At 40.9% G+C, this 24,668-nt stretch carries 23 protein-coding genes; 8 read left to right on the top strand and 15 right to left on the bottom strand.

Annotated elements, in window-relative coordinates:
- Window positions 1-17: 17 nt before the first annotated feature.
- Window positions 18-2,006 (top strand): excinuclease ABC subunit UvrB, encoded by a 1,989-nt coding sequence (gene uvrB, locus D7Z94_RS17285; protein ID WP_120712809.1) that lies wholly within the window; start codon window positions 18-20, stop codon window positions 2,004-2,006.
- Window positions 2,007-2,304: 298 nt separating this feature from the next.
- Here the strand turns inward: uvrB and D7Z94_RS17280 are convergent, their stop codons facing one another.
- Window positions 2,305-2,730, bottom strand: coding sequence for an Hsp20/alpha crystallin family protein (locus D7Z94_RS17280; protein ID WP_120712808.1), 426 nt, complete (start codon window positions 2,728-2,730; stop codon window positions 2,305-2,307).
- Between the two features lie 220 nt (window positions 2,731-2,950).
- Complete coding sequence (locus tag D7Z94_RS17275; RefSeq protein WP_120713198.1) at window positions 2,951-3,352, bottom strand: tellurite resistance TerB family protein; 402 nt, start codon at window positions 3,350-3,352, stop codon at window positions 2,951-2,953.
- Window positions 3,353-3,484: 132 nt separating this feature from the next.
- On the opposite strand from D7Z94_RS17275, the gene D7Z94_RS17270 reads away from it, so the two are divergent.
- Window positions 3,485-3,850 carry a DUF1456 family protein gene (locus D7Z94_RS17270; RefSeq protein WP_120712807.1) on the top strand — a complete coding sequence of 122 codons (366 nt, stop codon included), beginning with the start codon at window positions 3,485-3,487 and terminating at the stop codon, window positions 3,848-3,850.
- 31 nt (window positions 3,851-3,881) lie between these two features.
- Here D7Z94_RS17270 and D7Z94_RS17265 read toward each other — a convergent pair whose 3' ends face one another.
- The 3 genes from D7Z94_RS17265 to D7Z94_RS17255 form a co-directional block, all read right to left on the bottom strand.
- Window positions 3,882-4,217, bottom strand: coding sequence for a hypothetical protein (locus D7Z94_RS17265; protein WP_120712806.1), 336 nt, complete (start codon window positions 4,215-4,217; stop codon window positions 3,882-3,884).
- 240 nt (window positions 4,218-4,457) lie between these two features.
- The gene (sucC, locus tag D7Z94_RS17260) at window positions 4,458-5,651 is read right to left on the bottom strand and encodes an ADP-forming succinate--CoA ligase subunit beta (RefSeq protein WP_120712805.1); all 1,194 of its coding nucleotides are present in this window, start codon (window positions 5,649-5,651) and stop codon (window positions 4,458-4,460) included.
- Window positions 5,652-5,750: 99 nt separating this feature from the next.
- Window positions 5,751-6,389, bottom strand: coding sequence for an LON peptidase substrate-binding domain-containing protein (locus D7Z94_RS17255; RefSeq protein WP_120712804.1), 639 nt, complete (start codon window positions 6,387-6,389; stop codon window positions 5,751-5,753).
- A gap of 283 nt (window positions 6,390-6,672) precedes the next feature.
- Here D7Z94_RS17255 and lysA point away from each other — a divergent pair, with 283 nt between their 5' ends.
- From lysA to D7Z94_RS17240, 3 genes are all read left to right on the top strand, one after another.
- The gene (gene lysA / locus D7Z94_RS17250; RefSeq protein WP_120712803.1) at window positions 6,673-7,914 is read left to right on the top strand and encodes a diaminopimelate decarboxylase; all 1,242 of its coding nucleotides are present in this window, start codon (window positions 6,673-6,675) and stop codon (window positions 7,912-7,914) included.
- Between the two features lie 63 nt (window positions 7,915-7,977).
- Window positions 7,978-8,511 carry a thioredoxin family protein gene (locus D7Z94_RS17245; RefSeq protein WP_120712802.1) on the top strand — a complete coding sequence of 178 codons (534 nt, stop codon included), beginning with the start codon at window positions 7,978-7,980 and terminating at the stop codon, window positions 8,509-8,511.
- A 236-nt stretch (window positions 8,512-8,747) separates the two neighbouring features.
- Complete coding sequence (locus D7Z94_RS17240; protein WP_158594670.1) at window positions 8,748-9,548, top strand: carbon-nitrogen hydrolase family protein; 801 nt, start codon at window positions 8,748-8,750, stop codon at window positions 9,546-9,548.
- Window positions 9,549-9,593: 45 nt separating this feature from the next.
- On the opposite strand, the gene D7Z94_RS17235 is transcribed toward D7Z94_RS17240, so the two are convergent.
- The 8 genes from D7Z94_RS17235 to D7Z94_RS17200 all read right to left on the bottom strand — a co-directional run bounded on the left by D7Z94_RS17235 (window position 9,594) and on the right by D7Z94_RS17200 (window position 20,695).
- On the bottom strand, window positions 9,594-10,913 hold the full coding sequence (locus tag D7Z94_RS17235) for a dienelactone hydrolase family protein (RefSeq protein WP_211341798.1): 1,320 nt from the start codon (window positions 10,911-10,913) through the stop codon (window positions 9,594-9,596).
- Between the two features lie 79 nt (window positions 10,914-10,992).
- Window positions 10,993-12,465: an IMP dehydrogenase gene (guaB, locus tag D7Z94_RS17230; protein ID WP_120712800.1), complete on the bottom strand. Its 1,473-nt coding sequence runs from the start codon at window positions 12,463-12,465 to the stop codon at window positions 10,993-10,995.
- 201 nt (window positions 12,466-12,666) lie between these two features.
- Window positions 12,667-15,114, bottom strand: a complete 2,448-nt coding sequence (locus D7Z94_RS17225; protein ID WP_120712799.1) for a TonB-dependent receptor domain-containing protein — start codon at window positions 15,112-15,114, stop codon at window positions 12,667-12,669.
- Window positions 15,095-16,462: an HTTM domain-containing protein gene (locus D7Z94_RS17220; protein WP_120712798.1), complete on the bottom strand. Its 1,368-nt coding sequence runs from the start codon at window positions 16,460-16,462 to the stop codon at window positions 15,095-15,097. The genes D7Z94_RS17225 and D7Z94_RS17220 overlap by 20 nt, the downstream gene beginning before the upstream one ends.
- Window positions 16,463-16,465: 3 nt before the next feature.
- Window positions 16,466-17,605: an imelysin family protein gene (locus D7Z94_RS17215; RefSeq protein WP_120712797.1), complete on the bottom strand. Its 1,140-nt coding sequence runs from the start codon at window positions 17,603-17,605 to the stop codon at window positions 16,466-16,468.
- A 110-nt stretch (window positions 17,606-17,715) separates the two neighbouring features.
- Window positions 17,716-19,017: a DUF4856 domain-containing protein gene (locus D7Z94_RS17210; protein ID WP_245967235.1), complete on the bottom strand. Its 1,302-nt coding sequence runs from the start codon at window positions 19,015-19,017 to the stop codon at window positions 17,716-17,718.
- Between the two features lie 154 nt (window positions 19,018-19,171).
- The gene (locus D7Z94_RS17205) at window positions 19,172-20,038 is read right to left on the bottom strand and encodes a hydroxymethylglutaryl-CoA lyase (RefSeq protein WP_120712796.1); all 867 of its coding nucleotides are present in this window, start codon (window positions 20,036-20,038) and stop codon (window positions 19,172-19,174) included.
- Between the two features lie 30 nt (window positions 20,039-20,068).
- Entirely contained in the window at window positions 20,069-20,695 is a 627-nt protein-coding gene (locus tag D7Z94_RS17200) for a LysE family translocator (RefSeq protein ID WP_120712795.1), read from the bottom strand.
- Window positions 20,696-20,774: 79 nt separating this feature from the next.
- On the opposite strand from D7Z94_RS17200, the gene D7Z94_RS17195 reads away from it, so the two are divergent.
- Window positions 20,775-21,200, top strand: a complete 426-nt coding sequence (locus D7Z94_RS17195; protein ID WP_120712794.1) for a Dabb family protein — start codon at window positions 20,775-20,777, stop codon at window positions 21,198-21,200.
- A 64-nt stretch (window positions 21,201-21,264) separates the two neighbouring features.
- On the opposite strand, the gene D7Z94_RS17190 is transcribed toward D7Z94_RS17195, so the two are convergent.
- Together D7Z94_RS17190 and D7Z94_RS17185 are read right to left on the bottom strand one after the other, a co-directional pair.
- The gene (locus D7Z94_RS17190) at window positions 21,265-22,308 is read right to left on the bottom strand and encodes a quinone-dependent dihydroorotate dehydrogenase (RefSeq protein ID WP_120712793.1); all 1,044 of its coding nucleotides are present in this window, start codon (window positions 22,306-22,308) and stop codon (window positions 21,265-21,267) included.
- Between the two features lie 93 nt (window positions 22,309-22,401).
- The gene (locus tag D7Z94_RS17185; protein WP_120712792.1) at window positions 22,402-22,848 is read right to left on the bottom strand and encodes a hypothetical protein; all 447 of its coding nucleotides are present in this window, start codon (window positions 22,846-22,848) and stop codon (window positions 22,402-22,404) included.
- Between the two features lie 67 nt (window positions 22,849-22,915).
- On the opposite strand from D7Z94_RS17185, the gene pepT reads away from it, so the two are divergent.
- The gene (pepT, locus tag D7Z94_RS17180; protein WP_120712791.1) at window positions 22,916-24,145 is read left to right on the top strand and encodes a peptidase T; all 1,230 of its coding nucleotides are present in this window, start codon (window positions 22,916-22,918) and stop codon (window positions 24,143-24,145) included.
- A gap of 40 nt (window positions 24,146-24,185) precedes the next feature.
- A complete protein-coding gene (locus tag D7Z94_RS17175) occupies window positions 24,186-24,569 on the top strand; it encodes a DUF1801 domain-containing protein (protein WP_120712790.1) in 384 nt (127 codons plus the stop codon).
- The last annotated feature ends 99 nt before the right edge of the window (window positions 24,570-24,668 follow it).

The following is a 24,668-nucleotide window of genomic DNA, read 5'->3' as shown; positions in this document are numbered from 1 at the left end:
TAAACAAACAACAGCACATGAAGTTCAAAGTCGTATCCGAGTTTAAGCCTACCGGAGATCAACCGGAGGCCATACATCAATTATCGGAAGGCATTATTGCGCAAGAACCATATCAGACCCTATTAGGGGTTACCGGATCTGGTAAAACCTTTACGGTGGCCAATGTAATTGAAAAAACACAAAGACCAACATTGGTATTAGCTCATAACAAGACCTTGGCCGCTCAGCTCTACTCCGAATTCAAACAGTTTTTCCCTAATAACGCCATAGAGTATTTTGTGTCCTACTATGACTATTACCAGCCAGAAGCCTATATCCCCACATCAGGATTGTACATTGAAAAAGACCTTTCCATTAATGAGGATATCGAAAAGTTACGGCTCAGTGCAACGTCATCATTGCTTTCTGGTAGAAGGGATGTCCTGGTAGTAGCTTCGGTTTCCTGTCTTTATGGTATTGGAAATCCGGTGGAATTCCAAAAGAACGTAATTTCAATACGTAAAGACCAGGTAATAGCACGGACCAAATTTATGCACCAATTGGTCCAAAGTCTATATTCCCGGACCACCGCAGACTTTAGAAATGGTAACTTTAGGGTTAAGGGAGATGTTGTCGATGTTTTTCCAAGCTATGCGGATCATGCATTTAGAATTCATTTTTTTGGGGATGAGATAGAGGAAATAGAGGCATTTGATCCTTTTAACAACACCGTTTTGGAAGTTTATGAAAATCTGAACATTTATCCGGCCAACATGTTCGTCACTTCTCAGGATGTGCTCCAAAATGCCATACATCAAATTCAGGACGATTTGGTGAAGCAAGTAGATTATTTCAAGGAAATAGGCAAGCCTCTTGAAGCCAAAAGGCTAGAGGAACGCACCAACTTCGATTTGGAAATGATACGGGAGCTAGGCTATTGTTCCGGGATAGAAAACTATTCAAGGTATCTAGACGGCAGAGAACCGGGAACGCGCCCTTTCTGTCTATTGGATTATTTTCCGGACGACTATCTCATGGTGGTAGATGAAAGCCATGTCACCATTCCACAAGTACACGCTATGTATGGCGGTGACCGCTCGCGGAAAGAAAATCTGGTAGAGTATGGTTTTAGGCTTCCAGCGGCCATGGATAACCGCCCCCTTAAGTTTGAAGAGTTCGAAGCCTTGCAGAATCAGGTGATTTATGTAAGCGCCACTCCAGCGGATTATGAACTTCAATTGAGCCAAGGGGTATATGTAGAACAGGTGATACGACCCACCGGACTTTTAGATCCCATAATAGACGTTAGGCCCAGTTTGAATCAAATCGATGACTTGGTCGAGGAGATTCAATCGCGGGTAGAAAAGGATGAAAGGACCTTGGTTACCACACTTACCAAGCGAATGGCTGAGGAACTGACTAAATATTTGAGTCGAATCGATGTGAGATGTCGTTACATACATAGTGATGTAGATACTTTGGAGCGGGTAGAAATTATGCAAGACCTGAGAAAGGGTATTTTTGATGTTCTTATCGGGGTCAACCTATTGCGTGAAGGATTGGATTTGCCGGAAGTATCCCTAGTCGCCATTTTGGATGCCGACAAAGAGGGGTTTTTACGTAGTAACAGATCACTTACGCAGACTGTGGGCCGAGCCGCAAGACATTTAAATGGAAGAGCCATCATGTACGCGGATACCATTACCGAGAGTATGCAAAAAACTATTGACGAGACCAACTACCGGCGTGAAAAACAATCGACCTATAATGCCGAGAACAATATTACCCCTAAGGCATTGAATAAAAGTTTGGATAGCGCCCTTGCCAAGAACTCGGTTTCCACCTATCATTTTGAAAAGGAGACCATGAGGGCAGCTGAACCGGATATGGAATATTTGACCAAAGATCAAATTGAAAAATTGATACGCGAAAAAAGAAAGGCTATGGAAAAAGCGGCCAAGGAATTGGACTTTATGCAGGCTGCAAAACTTCGGGATGAAATCAAAATGTTACAGGAACAGGATTGAAATATTGGATTAAAATCCTTAACTTAATCCAAGTTATCACCAAATAGTTTCCATTTCAATTTCTAAATCAATTAACTAATCTCAATTATCTGATAATTAATATACTATCTATTATTTTTAGATAAGTCTAAATTTTAGATTTCTATTACTTTTCAAGTTCCATTCGCCCCAGTATCCAACAATTCGTAAAAAAGAGCACCCCAAAAAAATGGGGTACTCTTCAACCAACCAACTAAACCAACACTTATGAAACTCCCCCACTGTTGAGAGGGAAATCACATAATTTCCTTATCATTCTTTATGACAATTCTATCATCCTTTTGGGCTTGGGGAGAGCCTCCTCTTTCTTAGGCAAAACGAACTTCAACAAACCATCCGTATAGGAAGCTTTGATTTTGTCCTCGTCAATAGTTTCGGGTAAAGTAAAGGCTCTTTTAAATGAATAGAATCCAAATTCCCTTCTCGTATAGTTTTCCTCCGACTTGGTCTTTTCGGATTTCGCTTCAGCGGAAATTGTCAGTACGTTATCATCCACTTCAATATTGAAGTCTTCCTTCGTTCTACCGGGAACGGCCAATTCCAATTCATAATCGGCTTCATTTTCCTTAATATTTACCGCAGGCACTTTCGTATTGTAATTTTCCATGCCTCCAAACCAATCTGGCTTAAAAATTTCGTTCATCAAGGAAGGGAACAATACATCATTTCTTTTTATTAGACTCATGATTTTATTTTTATAGGGTTAAACACAATTTTCAAACTGTATATGGCAAAGTATGTACCAACCCATCAATAATGACTTTTTGACATTAAACTGGCTAAAGTTAATGCCATAATGTCGCTTTATGCTTTTAAGCAAAGAAACTTCGGATTCAAAATCTAGGTGACCACGGAAAAGGTTCCGCATGTCTTCATACCCTATTTAACTACAAAAACAAGGGTATTTAATTGTAATGCGCTTTAAAGATGTTTATGAGCACGTCCGGAGGTACTATTTTATCAGGATATTTGTGCATTATGGACAATACTTGTTCTATAGCGGAAGGCGGTAAACCCAAACCCAATCCAATGTTATGCAGCTTACTGATCTCAATGTTACTTTGCTCTTGATCCACGTTCATCAATAGGACCAACCTGTGAAATTGTAGAATTCGGTCAGCTTGGGAGTTGGGGATTATGCGTTCCACTTTGGTTTCGAATAAAGCATCGAATGTTTTTCGATCTACTCCCAATTGGGAAGCAACTCCCAACAGAAAGTTATATTCGGATTCCTTAACAACTTTATCCGCCTTGGCAAAAGCGATCATTTCAGAAAGAATGCTCAATTTTTCTTCATAGCTGCCCATAAAGCGCAAGTTTGTAGTGTCTACACACTTTAATAACAAAAAAAAGAAGGGTTTCGTATAAAAAATATGGAAAGGACCCATAATTCATAATCGAATTCCTAATTTGCAACTCCCTTGCAATTATAGAGGATAATGAGCAATAATGATATTTTTAAAAAATTGAGGGTAGCCCTGATGTTGCGGGATGACGATATTGTTGCAATTTTGGAATTGGTGGATTTTAAAATATCCAAAAGTGAACTTGGGGCTTTTTTCCGAAAAGAAGATCATCCAAAATATATGGAATGCGGAGATCAAATCTTACGGAATTTTTTGAATGGACTGGTAATCCATTTAAGGGGGACTAAGGAAAAACCTAAAAATCCCGGTGAGGTATTATTGTCCAGGAAAGCCACCTCTATCCAAAAAAAACCTTTACCCAAGAAAGGGCGGTTTAATCCCAAGAATTTGGACATAACGCCAGTTAAGTATAAGAACAAAGGAAAACCCCGAACTTGATTCTAATCGCGTCCGGGGTTTTATAGGCTCCTTAACTTACAATCTTAACGGGAATAGTATATCTTCTACCTTCGGGAATCTCTTTTGAGTCGACCTTGTGGTAGTTTAATCTGGTCTTGACAAAATACTCCAATACTTTGTCTTCGGTCTCTACGGACAAGACCACGAATTCATTTTCCTTGTTTACCGTAAATAGGATAGTAGCTGTCAAATCTTTTTTGGAGGGTTCTAAGGTATACCCTTTTAAAAGTTTCTGCACCTGTGTTTTAATGGACTGTGTAGGATCGGTCTCCTTTGGACCATTGGCAAAAATGCTCCCTGCGGACAATAACATTGCAGCTACGAATACTAAACTAATTTTTCTCATGACACTTGGTTTTTTGATTAATAAATTGATGAATTACTAAAAAGACTCACAAAACACCTAAAGTGTTACAGCAAAATCATTGATTAACAAAATTTTAATCAATCTTTACTATTTCCGCCAGCAAAAAGAGAATGATTTTTAAGGGTAAGGGAGCGCGTTGAAAGACCCGTGAAACCTTGTTTACAGGAATAAAAAAGCCGCTCTAAAGCGGCTCTAAATATTTTGTAATAAATTATTGGATTACTTCAATACTTCTTCCACCTTGTCCGCAGCTTCCTGAAATTGTACCGCAGAGTGTACGGCAAGGCCGGAATTATCAATGATTTCCTTTGCAAGTTCTGCATTAGTACCTTGCAAACGAACTATGATAGGTACCTTAATGGCATCTCCCATATTTTTATAGGCATCGACCACCCCCTGTGCAACACGATCACAACGCACAATTCCACCAAAAATATTGATCAATATGGCTTTTACAGCTGAATCCTTTAGAATAATCCTGAAAGCTTCTTCTACTCTTTTGGCGTCCGCAGTGCCTCCAACATCCAAAAAATTGGCCGGTTCCCCACCTGCCATCTTAATAAGATCCATGGTGGCCATTGCCAAACCGGCACCGTTGACCATGCAGCCTACGTTACCATCCAGATCCACATAGTTAAGACCAACGGCCCTTGCCTCTACCTCAATAGGGTTCTCTTCTCTAAGATCTCGCATTTCCGCATACTGCTTTCTACGATAAAGGGCATTGTCGTCAATGGACACTTTGGCGTCCACAGCCATAATTTTATCATCCGAAGTTTTTAGTACGGGGTTGATTTCGAACAAGCTAGCATCACTCTGTTCGTAGGCCTTGTACAATGATGTGACAAACTTGGTCATCTCCTTAAAAGCCATTCCCGAAAGCCCTAGGTTAAAAGCCACCTTTCTGGCTTGAAAAGGAAGAAATCCCGTAGCCGGGTCAATTTCTTCGGTAAATATTAAATGTGGGGTCTTGTCGGCCACCTCTTCTATATCCATACCTCCTTCGGTAGAGTACATAATCATGTTTCTACCTGTACTCCTATTGAGCAGAACGGACATATAAAATTCGCTAGTCTCACTATCACCGGGGTAATATACGTCTTCGGCAACGAGCACTTGATGTACTTTCTTTCCTTCTGCCGACGTTTGGGGAGTGATTAGGTTCATCCCGATTATCTGGCCCGCCAATTCTTCTACTTCTTTCAAGTTTTTGGCCAATTTAACTCCACCGCCCTTACCTCTACCCCCAGCATGCACCTGAGCCTTGATTACGTGCCAGCTGGTACCAGTCTCCGAAGTGAGCTGCTTTGCTGCTTCAACGGCTTCTTTGGAATTATGGGCCACGATACCTCTTTGTATGCGTACACCAAAGCTGGCCAAAATCTCTTTTCCCTGATACTCGTGAAGATTCATATGCGAAACGTCTTTAGGTTCGGCAGCAAAAATAGGAAACGAAGGTTAATTACCCTAATCAAAACAAACCTATATCGATTAACTTTGTTGCACAATTTCCTATATTTTAAAATCCTTGAAATCCAAAGGGTCAAAGTTTCTAAAATCCCCATTCATCTCTATAGTGCGTTTGGTTCTGTCCACCTCTTTTAAAACACTTACTGTTGCCAACAAATGGGCCTTAATAAATGATAGTCGTTCACTTTCCTTGGGCATTTGCAACAATTCAAATTCTTGTTCAAAGGACAATCCCATTTTATGTGCCAATATGTAGCTGTTGAATTTCTCCAAGGGTATGGACGAATACGGGACCCCCATAAGACCATAAAGTTCTTCGATGCCATTTAATACCTCCTGCTTCACTGCCCGGTCGGCATCATTTACATTATCCAAAAATTGGACGATGCCTCCCGCATACGGTTTCCCATCGATTTCATTGTCAAACGTAATAATCTTAAAAACCTGCCTAGCCACGCAGACCACATCCATTTCACCTCCCTCGTATGTGGTAACAACTTCCACCAACTGTACTTCCGTACCATAGGTAAGCCCATCATATATGTATACAGGAATGCCAAAAGTAATGGCCTCTTTTCTACAATCATTTATTAACCGCTTGTAGCGCTCCTCAAAAATATGAAGGGGTACGGTCTCCCCGGGAAAAAAAACAGACTGTAAAGGAAACAAGGGTAATTTCATTCTATTATATGGCCTTTTTGCTTGAACCTACATTTTCATCCTGCTTGCCTTTCCGAGTGTTTCCCAAAAAGTAAAGGATGGCTATGTAGATTGGAGTAAATGTATGAGTTATTCTATTTTTGGTATTCGTCCTAAAAGTACAATTCAAATAACGTAATGACAAAAGAAGAAAGCGGCAATTATTGTTTCAAACATAACAAATTGTTGTATTTTTTAATTATGAAGGTTTTTTTTTGCGCATACGATCCTAACACTTTAGTTTTGTCCCAAATTACAAAGTATTATGGAGCACCGAGACCTACTTAAAATCGCAAAAACCTTTGGCGACCCAGTTTATGTTTATGATTCTGAAAAAATAACCTCTCAATTCCAAAGGTTGACCCGCGCTTTTGGGAGTGTTAAAAAGTTGAAATTGAACTACGCCGCCAAGGCGTTGTCCAACATTACCATTTTAAAGTTGATGAACAGTTTGGGCAGTGGCTTGGATACGGTTTCCATTCAGGAAGTGAAATTGGGTTTATTGGCAGGGTTTAAACCGGAATCCATTATTTTTACGCCCAATGGGGTTTCCTTGGAGGAAATAGAAGAAGCAGCGGCACTTGGCGTCCGGATAAATATTGACAACCTGTCCATTTTGGAGCAGTTTGGGAGCAAGCATCCCGATATTCCGGTATGTATCCGTATCAACCCCCATGTAATGGCCGGTGGGAACTCAAAGATTTCAGTGGGTCATATCGACTCAAAATTCGGTATCAGCATCCATCAGATTCCCCATTTGTTGCGTATCGTTGAGCTGACCCATATGAATATCAATGGCATTCATATGCACACAGGAAGCGACATTTTGGATATCGATGTGTTTCTTTATGCCTCGGAAATTCTATTTGAGACCGCAAAGAATTTCAAGAATTTGGATTTTATCGACTTTGGAAGCGGTTTTAAAGTACCGTACAAAGAGGGTGATATAGAAACAAATGTTGAGGAACTAGGTAAAAAACTGAGCTCCCGTTTTAACACCTTTTGCAAGGAATATGGCAAAGAATTGACTTTGGCCTTTGAACCGGGAAAGTTTTTGGTCAGTGAGGCCGGTTTCTTCTTGGCAAAGGTAAACGTCGTAAAACAAACCACTTCTACGGTATTCGCTAGCATAGATTCAGGATTCAATCATCTTATAAGACCCATGTTCTATGGATCCAATCATGAAATAATCAACATATCGAACCCCAAGGGAAAGGAACGCTACTACTCCATAGTAGGCTATATTTGCGAAACGGATACTTTTGGAAGCAACCGAAGAATCAACGAGATTTCTGAAGGGGATGTTCTTTGTTTCCGTAACGCAGGAGCCTATTGCTTTACTATGGCGAGTAATTATAATTCCAGGTTTAGGCCACCAGAAGTACTATGGCATAAGGGAAAAGCCATCTTGATTCGGGAACGCGAAACCTTTGAAGACCTTATAAAGAACCAGGTGGATGTAAAGGACCTATTTACCTCCCAAAGGGAAAAGGTCGCTGCGAAATAAAAGTGCCTAATTTTCGTTAGCTTTGGTATAGTAATTGGACTAAGTAGTTCAAAAAAGTATATCATGATCAAGAGTAGGACCGCAATCATCAGATTCATTTCCCTTTTATCTATAGCATTGGTTTCAGTAAATACTTATGCCCAAAAAGTAGAATGGCTTACTTGGGAAGAAGCAACTACCCTGGCCATGAACGAAGAAAATCCTAAGAAGGTATTTGTAGATATTTATACGGATTGGTGTGGTTGGTGCAAAAAAATGGATAAGGACACCTTCCAAAATCCCGAAGTAGCCACATATATGTCCGAGAACTTCTATATGGTAAAATTGGATGGTGAAGGCAAGGATCCTATAGAATATAAAGGGAAGACTTACAAATTTGTGCCATCAGGAAGAAAGGGTTATCATGAATTCGCCGCTGCATTGATGCAAGGCCGATTAAGCTATCCTACTACCATTTTCTTGGACGAGGAAATGAATATGTTGTCTCCCGTGCCCGGTTACCAAAAACCGAAACCTTTTCTAAATATTGCCAAGTATTTTGGTGATGATATCTACAAGGAAAAGGATTGGCAGGCGTATAGCGGTAAAGGGAAATAAAGCCTTTAGGCAACACCGTTTTTCTTCTTTAACTTTACTAATTGGCAGTGCTTTATTGGAATTAAGGCATAAGGTTCGATGCCTTGGGGTATCCAAAACCAAAATTGTTGTACATTGGTGTATCCCTTTTTTGTTCTATATAGCCGATTATCATGAAAATCTACCATGCAATACAAACAGTGTATTTTGCCTTTTTCCTTTCATCGGTAGTTTTATCAACATTAAATCATACCCTTATGGCCCAATCCATAGCTAAAACAGTGACATTAAATGTTGGCATTGGGCAAATGCATGTGGAAGGTGGAAATCCTGAGGTAAACTTAAAAAATGCCGCTCTTTTTATTAAGGAAGCATCCAAAAAATCATGTGATATTGTCGTTTTACCGGAATGCTTGGATTTTGGTTGGACAAATTCCTTGGCCATTGAAGGAGCGCATTCCATTCCGGGAGCCCACAGTAAAATCTTGCAGGAGGCCGCAAAAAACAACAAAATTTATGTCGTTGCCGGACTCACGGAACGAAACGGGGATAAAATCCACAATACGGCCCTCTTAATCTCACCTACCGGAAAGATTTTAGGAAAACATAGAAAAATCAATATTCTGGATATCGCCCAACACATCTATACTCCAGGGACCAGTTGTACCGTAACCCCTACAGATTTAGGGATGGTGGGTATGAATATTTGCGCCGACAATTCTCCGGCTAGTAATGAACTAGGACACGCTCTTGGATATATGGGAGCAGATATCATACTTTCTCCCTGTAGTTGGGCCGTACCACCTGATTACGACAACGAAAAAACGCCATATGGGGATATTTGGAAAGAGTCCTATACTGAAATTGCGCTAAAACATCATATACCGGTCATTGGAGTGAGCAACACTGGACTGGTCAAAGATGGGGAATGGAAAGGCTGGTGGTGTATAGGGGCTTCACTGGTAGTTTCCAAAGATGGTGAAATCCAAAAGCAATTTGAATATACCAAGGAGGAAAGCAAACTTTATACTATTAAGATAGAAGTAGGGTCCGACTAGTTCAATCCCGACCAAGGCAAATTCTCGAAATCACTTTTCCGTAAACTACTTCAACCATTTATCGAACCATTTAAACGCATCGTCTTGCATGGCCGTATCAAATTTATGTCCGCCAGGGTAGAACTTACCACTATATCGGTCGGAGGCCCCTGCTTTTTTATAAACCTCACGTAAAATAGTATCTGCCTTTTTCATTTCCGGCAAGGCATATAGTTGGTCTTCGTTATTACTCATGACCATAGTTGGTAAAGGTACCCTAAGCCCCAGAACTTCTGGGAAATCCAAAAATTTTGGCAAGAGTGGAACATAGGTCATCCACGTATGCGTAAAGGATTTATTCAATAAAAAATCGTTCCAGGTGGACATAAACCCTACGCTGATGGCACATTGGATCCTATGGTCCAAACCACCAAGGTAATCCGTTCGAAGCCCTCCTCCGGAGAGGCCGCAACAACCTACTTTTTCTTCATCCACATCGGATCGGTCACATAGAATATCCAACGCTATTTGATCCTCCAGTAAAGTCACGCCCGGCCAAGTGGTTCCTCCACAAAAAAGGGATTTTGACATAATATGCTCGTGTTCCGCCGCCCATTCATTGTATATCTTGATATTCTGGGGGTCTTCTGGGTTTTGATCTGTTTTATCCCCAACCATACAATGACCCCACGTAATGCCATCAACATCACCGTATTTGACCCTTCTAGAACCAAAAGTAAAGGTATCATGCACCATTACCACATAGCCCCTTTTAGCGAGTTCATTGGCCCAAGCCAAACCGGAATAGGAATCCTTTTGATGGTCTACAATCATAGGATGTAACTCATCAGAGGTTTTGGTAATCTTTCTTTTTCCAAAATATTTTTGTCCCCCATGGTCATGAAGACCTAAAACGGCCGGTAACGATCCGGAGGCATCTTTTGGTTTAAGCAAAATAGCTCTTGTGGGATTGCCATAAGGAAGTTGCCATTGCAACTCCTCAACCAATAGACCATCGTATTCATAACTTGCCTTTAAAGTAATGCCCAGCGAACCTTTTTTAACTATGGGAACTGATACCAATTCCTTTGTTTTTTCCAGTGCTCTTTGCCGCCATTGGTCCAAATTTGTCCATTTAGTATGCCTGAACGACAGCTCAGGGGGATCGGATACTAATGAAGTGGCCCAATTTCCGTATGCCCCAATAATGCTTTTATTGCCGTCTGTTGTAAATATACTTTCTTTGGTAGGTAAACCTAAAATCGATTCTTTGCCCATATGTAAGGAGTAAGGAAATAGGGGAATGCTGCTGAGGGCCATGGCCGAAGTCAAAAATTCCCGTCTGGATTTTGATGTTTTTTTGGATGGTCCGTTGCTGGATTTCATGAGTTATTGATATACCTATAAATGCACAACTTGCTTAATTTACAAGTTGTTCCATAAATATACCAATAAACTGCTTAGCCTATCTACTGTAATTGGGAGATTCCTTGGTAATGGTCACATCATGCGGGTGACTCTCGTTAATACCGCTTGCAGTGATTTTAACAAAGCGCCCCGATTCCTGTAAAGTGGCAATGTCCTTTGCACCGCAATAACCCATTCCTGCACGAAGGCCGCCGACAAACTGATGGATACTTTCAAACAGTTCGCCTTTATAGGGCACCCGGCCGACAATACCTTCAGGAACCAATTTTTTGATATCATCCTCCACATCTTGGAAATAACGGTCCTTGCTACCTTCTCTCATAGCCTCCACCGAACCCATGCCACGGTATGATTTGAACTTTCTACCCTCATAAATAATGGTCTCTCCGGGTGATTCCTTTGTGCCGGCCAAAAGTGAACCGAGCATAACGGTATCCGCACCAGCCGCAATAGCCTTGGGAATATCTCCGGTATACCGTATTCCACCGTCGGCAATTACCGGAACCCCACTTCCTTTTATGGCCGAAGCGACCTCCAATACAGCCGAAAACTGTGGGAAACCAACACCTGCCACAACTCGAGTAGTACAAATGGACCCAGGTCCAATACCTACTTTTACCGCGTCGGCACCAGCATCCACCAAATACTTAGCTGCCGCACCCGTAGCTATATTGCCAACGATAGTCTCTAAATCCGGAAATTTCCTTTTGACCTTCTGCAAGACGGTAACTACACCTTGGGTATGACCATGGGCAGTATCTATTACGATAGCATCGACTCCTGCATTGACCAAGGCCTCTGCCCTATCCACGGCATCCGGGGTAACACCCAGCGCAGCAGCAACCCGTAATCTTCCATATTTGTCCTTATTGGCTATGGGCTTTTGGGTCAATTTTGTGATATCCCTAAAGGTAATAAGCCCTACAAGCTTATAATCCTTATCCACCACGGGCAGTTTCTCTATTTTATTCTCCTGAAGTATATCCTCCGCCTGTGCAAGGGATGTGCCTTCCCCAACGGTGACCAAATTTTCGGAGGTCATAACTTCCGAAATGGGCCTATCATTATTCTTCTCAAAACGCAAATCCCTATTGGTAACGATACCTATCAACTTTCCGGAATTGTCCACTATAGGAATACCTCCAATACTAAACTCCTGCATATTGGCTTTGGCGTCCTTTACCAAGGCATCCGAAGGCAAGGTAACGGGATCTAAGATCATACCGCTTTCAGCCCGTTTAACTTTACGGACCTTCATTGCCTGTTGTTCAATGGTCATGTTCTTATGCAGAACTCCTATACCTCCCTCCTGGGCAATGGCAATGGCCATTCGGCTTTCCGTAACTGTATCCATGGCAGCGGATACTATGGGAACATTAATAGTGATATTCCTTGTAAATTTGGTCTGGATATTCACTTCCCTTGGGAGAACTTCAGAATAGGCGGGAACCAAGAGTACATCATCGTAAGTAAGACCTTCTCCTAGAATTTTATTGTGGTGGGCTTGCATGGCAATTAAGGATTAATTGCGTGCAAATGTAATGAATAAATCGCTACCTACCTATTCCCCAACGTTTATGAAAATATCCTTTTATAACTTTGCAAGGAAACAAAGTTTTCCTATTCCGGAGCCTTTTAAGTTCATATAAACACAGCATGAATTAGGTTACCAGACTTTACTTTATATATTTTATGGTCTAGCGATTACAATTTAGAGCTTCAATTGTAGCGTGGTATAAAAGGTTCTTGGTTCTGCCGGAATTATTCCTGGACCGGGATATCCTGTCGCCCTTCTGGTAAAATAGCTATTATCCAAAACATTATTGATACCAGCTTCCAGTTTCCATTTCTTATACGTGTACGAGAGCGAAAAATCCATGATATCATAAGCCGGAATAGTCCCAACAACACCGGCACCAGGCTCATTGCCAAAAAGAGGTTCCGCATTGCTCGCATCCGTAAACTGGTCTGAAATATAAGTATATTGCAGGCTTCCCAATAGATTTCCATATCCGAAGTTAAGACCTGTCTTTAGGTTGAATTGGGGAATAAACTCCACCTTTTTGCCTTGTACATTATTCTGATCGGACTTCGTGTATTCAGAATCTGTTATAGCCAGGTTCATAAAGTAGTTCAATTTTATTTTTTCTTGGGAAGGGGCTATCCAATTTTTGAGATTCCAATCCATAAAACTTTCTAATCCATATATGAATGCCGTACCAATATTGCCTCTTCTCCGAAACACCGAATCATCCGTAGGATCAACGTCTTGAATCTCACCAAGTCTATTATCGTAAAGCAAACCGAAAACACTGAGGTCATAGGACAGGTTGTCCTTCCATCTGCCTCGAGCTCCCAAATCCGCGGTAAAACCATCTTCATCGGTAATGTTCTCATCTACTTGAAAAGAAGGATTCACAACTCGGATATCATTGAATGTTACCGATCGGTAATTCTGTGAAAAATTGCCATAGAATTCCATGGATGGAGAAAGTTTGTACGAGGCCCCCAGCCCTAACAGTAAAAAACCACGTTCAAAAGTTCGGTTATCCGGTACCTCTTCATTTAATATGGGGTTACCTGCCAAATCCAATACAATATTCCTGAAGCTACCCTCACTTTCAGTTTTAATATACTCGTATCTAAAGCCTGGGGTAAGTGAAAACTTTTTGGACAGGTTGAATATGTTCTCTCCGAAAACAACCAGGTTTAGATTGGGAAAATCAAATTGTGATTGTCTCTCATAATTTGGAAAGTCGGTTTCCGCAAAAGTGAAATCCGCCGTATCCATAATACTTCCGGGCCCCTGCCTTTGATCATTATTGGATTGGTAGTACTTTGAACCTATTAGGAAAACGGCATCCTTGGTGCCAATGTGATATCTGGTCAACAATCGTGATTCCGCGCCCCAGTTATGAAAATTATCCACCAACAATTCCCTGGGTTCGTTTAAATCATCATCTTGCGAAACCCGATTGGTCCTAAAACCCAATGCCTTTCTTGAGGCATCCAGAGTAAATAGATTTAGACTAAAATCCGTGTTCACCGAAAATGCATGGTCTAAACGTAATGAGAATAATTTCCAGTCTACATTGAACCAGTTTCGATTACGATTGCTAAAGGTAGGATCTTCCAAAAATTGAGCATCGGTTAATCCGCCCGGTTGCTTTGCCAAATAATTCAAAAGGGTCGCTTCAAAGGTCAACTTGGTTTTCTGGGTTAGTTGATATCCAAAATGTCCAAAGTAGTTTCTACTATTAAAATTGGAGTTGGGCCTAAATCCATTACCTTCCTTATAGTTGAAATAGGTATAATATGAAAACTTGCCCAGTATGCCGCTTAGGCTATTGAAGCTTGTTAACAAATCAAAGGAACCCAAGGTTTGCCGGGATACCCATTCTATTTTTTTATTTGGATTCGGTTTTTTGAACTTAAAATTGATAAGTCCACCAAATTGTGGCCCATATTGCAATGAAGCCGCACCACGTACTACTTGGATTTCCCGCAGGGCTTCAGCCGGTGGGGTATAATAACTTTCCGGGTAACCCAGGGCATCAGCACTAATATCATATCCGTTTTGACGAACATTGAAGTTGGCCGTGCGGTTGGGATCCAATCCCCTACCCCCTATATTCAATTGTAGCCCGGCATCGCCGTAGTCATAAATATTGAGACCAACCACTTGATTGTAGATTTGCCTGGGATTATTGGCCGCCAGATTCCCGGTGATATTGTCCAAGAGCACTACCTCACTTTTCTTTCCGGCATATATGGCCGTACCCTCCACTTTTTTTAATTGTTTTAGGGCAAAAATCTGCTCCCTTTGCTGGGTAATTACCACTTCGGAAAGTTGCTCTCCCAACGATTCCAACTTTAGGTTCAACGCGGTATTCTCGGAAATAGTAACTGTTTTCTCCAAAACCCGGAATCCATAGCCAAATAGTATAAGTTTGTAATCTCCGGTAGGGACATTCATAAAAGTATAAAACCCTTGGGCATCGGTTTTTACCAAACGCTCCAATTCAGTAAGATATACCTCAACATCTGAGATTGCTTTGTTATCGATATTGGTTACTTTACCCGACAAGGAGTGTTGCGCGGTACCAAATGACAAAGAAAAGACCAATGCCATGAATATGCTAAATTCCTTTAATGTCATCTGTAAAAGGTAAAATCCAACTTTTGTGTTTAAACGAATCCTTTTGTTTGGTTAAATCAACTTTGGGATCAATGAAAGGTTTGCTCAAACGACCATTGAGGGCAACCTGACTTTCTACATAAATCTCTATGTCCCGTAGTCCTTCTCCCTCGTAATGCTGCTTTAGATGATGGGCATATTCCAAAATGAAATCCGGTTGAAAGGCCATTTGCTTCTCTTGGAATTGCGTCAAAAAATCAGTGTTGTCCACATAGAACCAGCGTCCGGTTTCACCATCAACTACTTTGAATTGGGCATAACCTGACTTTTCCATCAACATAACACGCCATGAAAAACGGTAACCTTCCTCTGTCCAGAACAATTCTCCCGGATATAGTATATATCGAAAGGGAAAAATCAATTGGAGCCCAAAAAAAAGTACAAGTATGCCTTGGGTCAATTTTTTCAATACTACGGAATTATGGCTCCATGTTTTCCCATTATTGAAATGCTTCTTTCCTATTCTAAATAATCGGTTTAAAACAGATAGAATCCGTATATGCAGGCTTGCATCAAAAAATATTAAAGCGGATACGATCATGATATAGGGAAACATGCCAATAGGGAACAAAATACGCGTCACTACATGAAAGAAAATCACCAACGTGAAAGCCACTATTCTTGTTCTCCGATACAATAGTAAGAATGGAATGGCCAGGTCATATAATGCCCCACCCCAACTAAAGGCATAGGCCAACCATTCCTGGTGCACCAAATCGCCCAACAATGGAATGCTAAATTTGGCTGGTAGCCATATCTTGAGGGGCAAGGCCTCCAACATCCAATCCGAGTTCAATTTGGCGAGCCCCGCATAGAAATAGACAGTGGCCAAAAGAAGTTTTATACTATTTATGGTCCAAGCAGGCACATGCTGATATTGTGCACTTTTGTTCCGTAAGGCATCCAAAGAAAAGTAGGCATTGGCCGGAAGGAAGAACATCAAAAAACTGAGAGCACTTATGAAATAGTAATGATTAAGATAGGTGGTCTTATCCATTAATTCTATATACGTAAAGCTTAGGAAAAAAATTCCAATGGCCCACCGATATTTGTACCCCAATGCTACAAAAATGGTAGACAACCCACATAGGGCAAATAAAAGATATGTATATCCACCCAGGGGTTTTATCCATTCAAAGCCATAATAGGAGAAGAAAAATTGAGGATCGACATAAAGCTTGTCAATCCAGCCGTAACTCCAAAAGCGTACAATGCTCAAAAACATCATAAGCCCGAACATAATGCGAAAGACCGCCAAAGGGGCGGCCTCTACTTCTTCGTTCAGATATTTTTTGAGATTTATGTTCATGGGTTAATCCCCGTCGGCATCTACAAAATCGATACTGATGCTCATAGCGGATACCATATCCACCTTTAATAGAGGTACGGCCCGCTGAACTTCATCATAGGCCTGCAACATAGTGGTGGGGGGCGTATTGTCTTCTATTTCCGTTCTGAAGGCACCCAATCCATTAACAGATTCCCGGGCGGTATCAAATTGATCGTTGATAATCCTATTAAGATCTTCTCCTCCTTTAAGGGCATTTAAGGCATCTAAATAGGAAGCCAAACCTTCACCAGTGGTGGATGAGGTGAAATGTCGTCCGTTAAAAAAGTCCTGGACAGCGTCCAAACCTTCCAAGAAAAGTTGTTTTGAAACATCTCCTTTGTGGTAGGCCTCCACATTTTCCGGTATTGGGGTTCCGGAGAAGACTCCTAGCGGAATACCCATCTTTCCGGCTCTTAGAAACTTTTCGTAGTAGAAAATATAATCGTTCACAAATCGATCGACCGAGGCAGTGGAAGAGGATCCGTCATTGTTAACAAAGGTATCCCGATAACCTTCTTTCCAATCCGAAAGTACGGTATTTGAAAGCTGTTGCATGTCGGCCAGAACAGCTTCCACATAGGCTATGTAATTGTCCTTACTCGCCAGTTCATTGTATTTGGAAACGATATCGGCATCTGAATCCCCAAGACCATTAATTAAATAATCCAATGCCGGAAAACCTTTTGTGTCCCGATTGGAGGGTAAAGTTAAATCGTATTCACCGGAAGCCACATGCTGCTCCACTTTCTCAAAATCGACAGGGTAGATGTTAACGTTCAATCGGAGCCCGACATTTTCCGCAGGACCTATTTCGAACATATCAACACGTTGCCACATCAAATATGCATTTAGCCAAGCTGTTCGAAAAGCTACGAGGTTGGCTTCATTGGAATCTTGCTTGAAGTCATCAAAAGCGCTCTGAAGCTTGTCCAGCTCATCGGTGAACGCTTCGTATCCCGGAATGATAATATTATCCGCCCAGCTGACCAACATAGGCCTTCGCTCAAAGCTTTCCGAGGGTGGTCCAGGATCAACATCATCACTCATAGTTGTTCCATTATCCGAGGAGGAACACCCCCAGAGCATTACCAAAACTGTAAGAAGTCTCAAAAAATGCCTCATCCTTATTTTTATTTATTCCAATTAAGCTTTGCAAAAGTATAAAAAGTGCCGTATTCACATAGGAAAAACAGCACTTTTTATTAACATGAGAATCACTTTATTTCTTTATACTAGCTTCCGGCCTGTTCCACGGTGAAATCAAAACGTTCGGCTATGGCTTCTGAAATAGCATCCAACGTTTCTCCGGTGACATCCCAAAGCCCGTTTTCACCGTCATCCATTAAGTCGACCAGAAAGGCATCCACTTCTGCTTTTGTAAAGTAGGGCTCCTCGGTACCAGGTTTTCTCGTGAATTGTAAACTATAGATAAATCCATACCCTTCTGAGAAGTCGTGAAAGGCCCCTCCAAAATCAGGAGTCTCTTGATCTAGCGCATTTTTTCCCTGTTGTAGATAGTACACCGACCTGATACCAATAATCTCAGAAATCTTTTCCCTAATAATCTCGGCTTGTTCATCTCGAACGTCATATTTCTGGGCAACAATGGCAGCACGACCTAGTTTAAATGCTTCGAAAATTTCGTCTGCTATACCGGCAAAGTCGTCATCGCTTTCCACTCTGCCAATGTATTTATTCAAAAAACTATCCGCCCCTAGATCCGCATTTGGATCTGTAGCATCCGCATTCAGACCATAAACATAACCATAGGCCTCATCCCATTTATGCTCCATTTTTGTGTAGGTTTTTCCTTCCTCCACAGTTCCGGCGTCGTTGTTGGCACGGTTATCCCCTTCATCCAATATGGCCGGACTCAGGTAATTGTTCAGTGCTTGATCGGCCGTGAGGGCACCAATTAGACCCTTATTGAACAATTGATTGTATTCCAGTCCCATTGCACTTATGTATCGTGTTGATGATCCATCGGAGATTTGGCCTGCCGAACCCGCAACGGCTGCCACCTCCCAATTCGGATAAACATCTGTAACCTGATTGTTGATCCACAGATCAAAGTCTGCCCGTATCAATGCTTGATTTGTTGCATTTGAAGCAAAGTAATCAGCAGAAGCGGCGGTTTTACTTCGAATATTTTTATCGGAAGCGTTAAGGTCAGCATTCTCGAAATCAGCTTCTCCTTCTATATGGGCAAACATGGCATTCAACTTCTCTACCGTGCTGGTATTGTCCATAAATGCCGCCAATATCTCATCTCCCATGAGCAAACGTGTGGTTTGCCCGTCAAAACTTACAGTAGATTCTCCATTGCGTTCAAAAGTGTAACTGTCAGGGTTTTCTATTGCCGTTTCACAAGGAGTGCACGAACCACCACAATCGACCCCGGTCTCGTCTCCATTTTGTTGGTTATCATCACAAGTGGCTATTGGGTCGGGCATTTCTGCTCCATTATCATCACTGGAACATGCAACAAAAAGCGAAACCATAATAAAGGGGTAAAATAGTCTTTTGAGAAACATTCGATATATTTATTTAGATTAGTTATAAATAATTTATATGCGAAAATAAATGCTCCTCTGGAACTGACAAAATATTATTTAAATTAATTCTAAATAAAATTGAATATTTAACATTTGGATAATTCAACCAATAATCCGGCAGATTTTTTTGGAGTTAATGGTATTCGGAGAAGAGTTCCGTAGCCTTGTTGAATGCAGCTTCAAAGGCCATCCAATTTACTTGGGTATCCGCTTTTAATGACGTAAAATACGAGAGCATTTTCTCGGTAGGCATGTTCCCAGTAAGTTCGTCTTTGGCCATAGGGCACCCCCCAAAGCCTTGTACGGCACCATCAAACCTGCGACAACCTGCCTTAAAAGCGGCGTCTACTTTTTCATGCCATTTGGAAGGAGTGGTATGTAGGTGCGCCCCAAATTCAATATTTGGATATTTTGGGATAAGATTAGCGAAGAGATACCCTATAGTTTTTGGGGTAGACGTCCCTACAGTATCGGACAGGGACAATATCCTTACACCCATATCCGCCAATTTTTCCGTCCACTCCCCTACGATCTGTACATCCCAAGGATCTCCATAAGGATTTCCGAAACCCATGGAAATATAGGTAACCACTTCTTTATTGGCTGTATTGGCAATATCTAGAATTTCGGTTAGGGTTTCCACGGATTGCGCAATAGTTTTATGTGTGTTCCGCATTTGGAAGTTCTCGGAAATGGAAAACGGATAACCTAAGTAATCTATCTTTTCATGCTTACTCGCATCATGGGCACCCCTAACATTTGCGACAATGGCAAGAAGCTTACTTTTTGTATTGGAAAGATCTAGTTTGGAAAGTACATCAGCGGTATCGGCCATTTGCGGAATCGCCCTGGGAGACACAAAACTTCCAAAGTCGATAGTATCAAATCCGCAACCCAAGAGGGATTGAATGTATTTTACCTTATCATCCGTCGGAATGAAGGTCTTGATACCCTGCATGGCATCCCGAGGACATTCGATTATCTTGACCTGTTTGGACATATTTTTTATATACCAATACCAAAATTAGTACTATTTATCCGATAACAATACATATAACCCAATACCGACGAAAACCAAAATTTGCAACCATTTTAGGGCTATTCCTATATTGGAATTTTTGAGTAAGTAACTGGAAATGCTCCCCGCAAGAATGGCTATTATTCCAAAAACGGAAAAGGACACCAAAATAAAAATAAGGCCCAGAATATAAAATTGAATCGCAGTACCCCACTCCTCACTGAACAAGAATGCCGGAAAAAAGGCCAAAAAAAAGATAGTCACTTTAGGGTTTAAAACATTCATGATAAATCCTTGTTTGAATAACTGTATTAAACTCTTCTTGGGCACACCCCCTTCTGTTAACTCTAATGAACCGCTACTTTGAAAAACCCTAAAAGCTAGGTAAAATAAGTACAATGCCCCAAACAACTTAATGGCAAAAAAGAGTTGATCATTTCCCTTTATAACCGCCGATACGCCGAGGGCCAATAGGGAGGTATGCACCAGACAGCCGGACATAAGGCCTGCGGTAGTAGCCAAGCCATATTTCTTTCCATGAACCATGCCCTGCATAAGAACATACACATTATCCGGTCCGGGAGAAATTGCCAAGGCAACTGTGGCCCCTGCAAAAGCCAATAAAACTTCGTAATCCAAGTTTTAAATTTTAAAACGGAAAAATACAAATTCCCAAGACTAAAGTTTAATTTTTATATCTTACCGAAAAATAGAAAAAATGAAAATCCTTTATGTAACCCTCCTTCCATTACTTACCTTTTTAGCTGTTTCCACAGCGCCTATGGACAAAAAAAATGGTAAAGAGGCCCAAACCGAGATTATAATGAAGCAAGATAGTGTTCTACGTCATGTAGTACTTTTTAAATTTAAAGCGGGAACTAGTCCGGAAAAAATCAATGAAATAGAAGATGCTTTTGCAGCACTTCCATCTAAAATTCCTGAAATTTCAGGTTACGAATGGGGGTTGAACAATAGCCCCGAAGGACTTAACAAAGGACTTACCCATGCTTTTTTACTTACATTTAAAAGTGAAGCGGATAGGGCCGCTTATTTACCACATCCCGACCATAAGGCTTTTGGCAAATTGCTATCCCCACACTTGGAAGATGTTACCGTAGTGGATTATTGGAGTAAGAACAAGTAACTGGTTTTCAGTAGCGTGGACAACCAAACTATAATCAGCAACTTCGTCATTGGAATATGTTCCCCTAATTTTGTTTTTCGTGATTTTCCAAAATTGCCCTGTTGATGCGTTTTATCAATGAAGGTCCTTCATAGATGAATCCTGTGTACAATTGAATTAAATCCGCACCGGCCTCTAATTTCTCCAAAGCATCTTGTGGGGAATGTATACCTCCTACTCCTATAATGGGAAAGGCCTTGTTACTTCTTTCGGCCAAGAATCGTATGACATAGGTACTTCTGTCCTTCAATGGTTTCCCACTCAAACCACCTTTCTCTTCGGTTTGGACCAAGTCTGATTTTAGATTTTTCCGCTCTATGGTAGTATTGGTCGCAATTACACCATCTATTTTAGTGCTTTCCACTATTTGGATGATATCCAGCAATTGATTATCCGTTAAATCCGGTGCTATTTTTAAAAGAATAGGCTTTTCCTTCTTGTCCTTGGCATACTTTACATTTTCTTTCTTCAGTTCCCTTAACAAGGCCATAAGGGGCTTTTTTCCTTGTAGTTCCCGAAGCCCAGGAGTATTAGGGGAACTTACGTTGATTGCAAAATAATCCACATGCTCAAAAAGTGCGTCAAAGCAAATTAAATAATCCTTAATCGCATCATCATTGGAGGTAACCTTGTTTTTGCCGATATTACCACCTATTAAAACATGATGCTCTTTCTTTAGGCGTTCAACCGCATCAAAGACCCCTTTATTATTGAATCCCATACGGTTAATTATGGCTTCATCTGCCTTAAGGCGAAACAACCGCCTTTTGGGATTGCCTTCTTGGGGTTTAGGGGTTAATGTACCTATTTCCACAAATCCAAAACCAAAGTTGGAAAACTGATTGTACAATAGGGCGTCCTTGTCAAATCCGGCCGCGAGGCCTACCGGGTTTTTAAACTTCAAACCAAAAATTTCCCTTTCCAGTCGTTTATCTTCAATGGTGTACAAACTTTTGAAGACTCCTGAGAATCCAATTTTTGATAGAAATCGCACCAATGAAAATGTAAGATGATGTGCCCTTTCCGCGTCAAGTAGGAAAAGGAAGGGGCGAACTAGAAATTTGTACATGGGCAACAGTAAGATTTCGTCAAAAATACAAACTTAACCCTAGTATTTTTTCTATCTGAGCTGATTTTTTAAATATTCGATGAAATGCAAAAATCAATTGGAACCAACAGTATCCTTCACCTTTACTGGAATAATCTTGATGGGTTTGCGAAATGCTTCGTGGCAAAGGTCCATATAACGCCTATACTGTTTTTCATTGAAAGTTGTCAGCAGTTTTTTATCGCATTCCCATGAAGCATCCATTATTTTTTGTTCCAATACCCGATATTTCTCGGCCAAAACTTGTAGCTCCTCAGTACTACTTTGCGGATGGTCATTAAAGAGTTTTTGTATATCTTCCTTTAGACTTTTGGTCTGGATTTCCAAGTCGGATTTTAGATTCTCCATTGTTTTTACTTGCTCGCCACTAAGCTGGAAGACCTCTACCATCATATCCGTGTTGTCCCCTCCAATATCCAATGTACAATCCTGGGCATGCAATTCTATGGAAAGTAGTACAAGACCTAAAAAAAAGTAAAATGCCCCTTTGAATTTTATCATCGTCAAAAAAAATATAACAGTACGATTCCTGATGTATAAACAGTATTTTTATGCAAAAATTATATCGATGCAACAATTAGTAGACCGATTTATAAATTACGTGAAAATCGATACACAAAGCAATCCCAATTCCAAAACGACCCCCAGCACGGAAAAACAATGGCATCTAGCCCTGGAACTTGTGGAAGAGCTAAAACAGATCGGTATGGAAGAGGTTACCATTAATCATAACGCATACATCATGGCGACTTTACCCAGCAATCTGGAAAGGGATGTGCCCACAATTGGATTCATCTCCCATTTTGACACTACGCCCGATTTTACCGCTGTGGATGTAAATCCGAAAGTCGTTAAGAACTATGATGGTGGGGATATTGTATTGAACGAGGCAGAAAATATTGTACTGTCCCCAAATTATTTTGAGGATTTACTGCTTTACAAAGGTCAAACCTTGATTACTACAGATGGCACCACCCTTCTGGGAGCAGATGACAAGGCGGGAATTGCAGAGATAATAACGGCAATGGAATACTTGATACAGAACCCAACCATAAAACATGGAAAGATACGGGTCGGCTTTACGCCGGACGAAGAGATAGGTAGAGGAGCACATAAGTTTGATGTGGAGCAATTTGGGGCAGATTGGGCCTATACCATGGACGGTAGCCAGATTGGTGAATTGGAATACGAAAATTTTAATGCTGCAGGGGCCAAAGTAAGTATCACCGGAAAAAGTGTTCATCCCGGTTATGCCAAGAACAAAATGGTCAATGCCATAAGTATCGCCAATGAATTTATAAGCATCCTTCCTCCTGAAGAAACTCCCCCATGCACTTCCGGCAAAGAAGGTTTTTTCCATGTACATACGCTGAAGGGAGAAATTGAACATGCAGAATTTGAATTAATAATTCGGGACCATGACCTTGAAAAATTCGAAAAACGCAAGGAATTTTTAAAGACCGTAACTAATAAGCTTAACGAAATCCACGGTAATTGCATTGAACTGGAACTGAAGGACCAATATTTTAACATGCGTGAAAAAATAGAACCTGTTTTCCACATTGTAGAAATTGCAAAAGAGGCTATGGAAACTGTAGGGATACAGCCTATTATTAAACCTATTCGAGGGGGCACGGATGGCTCCCAATTAAGTTATATGGGACTACCCTGCCCGAATATCTTTGCGGGGGGACATAATTTTCATGGAAAATACGAATACATCCCGGTCCAAAGTATGCAGAAGGCCGTAGAGGTCATTGTAAAAATATGTGAACTAGTGGCCGTAAAAAGTTATTGAAAAATATATAACTTAGTATCTAAACATCTACATCGTAATCATGGACAATTCAAAAAAGGTAGAAACATATTTCCAAGAGAATCACCTATTCAAAGAGGGGATTGCCACTTTACGAAATTTGGCACATAAAACAGAGGCCACAGAAACTTTTAAGTGGCACGCCCCGGTATATACCATTAACAACAAAAATGTGTTTTGGATAGCTAGGTTCAAGAATCATTTTGGATTGGGTTTTTTTAATGGAGTACTTTTAAGTGACCCAAAAAAGGTCTTGGAAAATGCTCAGGAGGGAAAGACCTTCGCCATGAGACATTGGAAATTCACTAAAAATGATGAAATTGATGAAGAGGGTGTGCTTAGCTATATGCTAGAGGCCTTGGAAAATCAAAAAAAGGGCATTGACGCAAAGGCCCTCAGAAAATAAAAGGGGGCAAACCTCCTATAAATACAACACCCAAAAGACATTAAATAGCAACCCTAGATAGTATCAAAATTCCAAATCCCACCAGAAAGACCATCATCT

This window comes from Ulvibacterium marinum, from assembly GCF_003626755.1.
GTDB lineage: Bacteria > Bacteroidota > Bacteroidia > Flavobacteriales > Flavobacteriaceae > Ulvibacterium > Ulvibacterium marinum.
The sequence above is the reverse complement of the archived record's forward strand: the minus strand, read 5'-3'. Positions and strand labels throughout refer to the sequence as shown.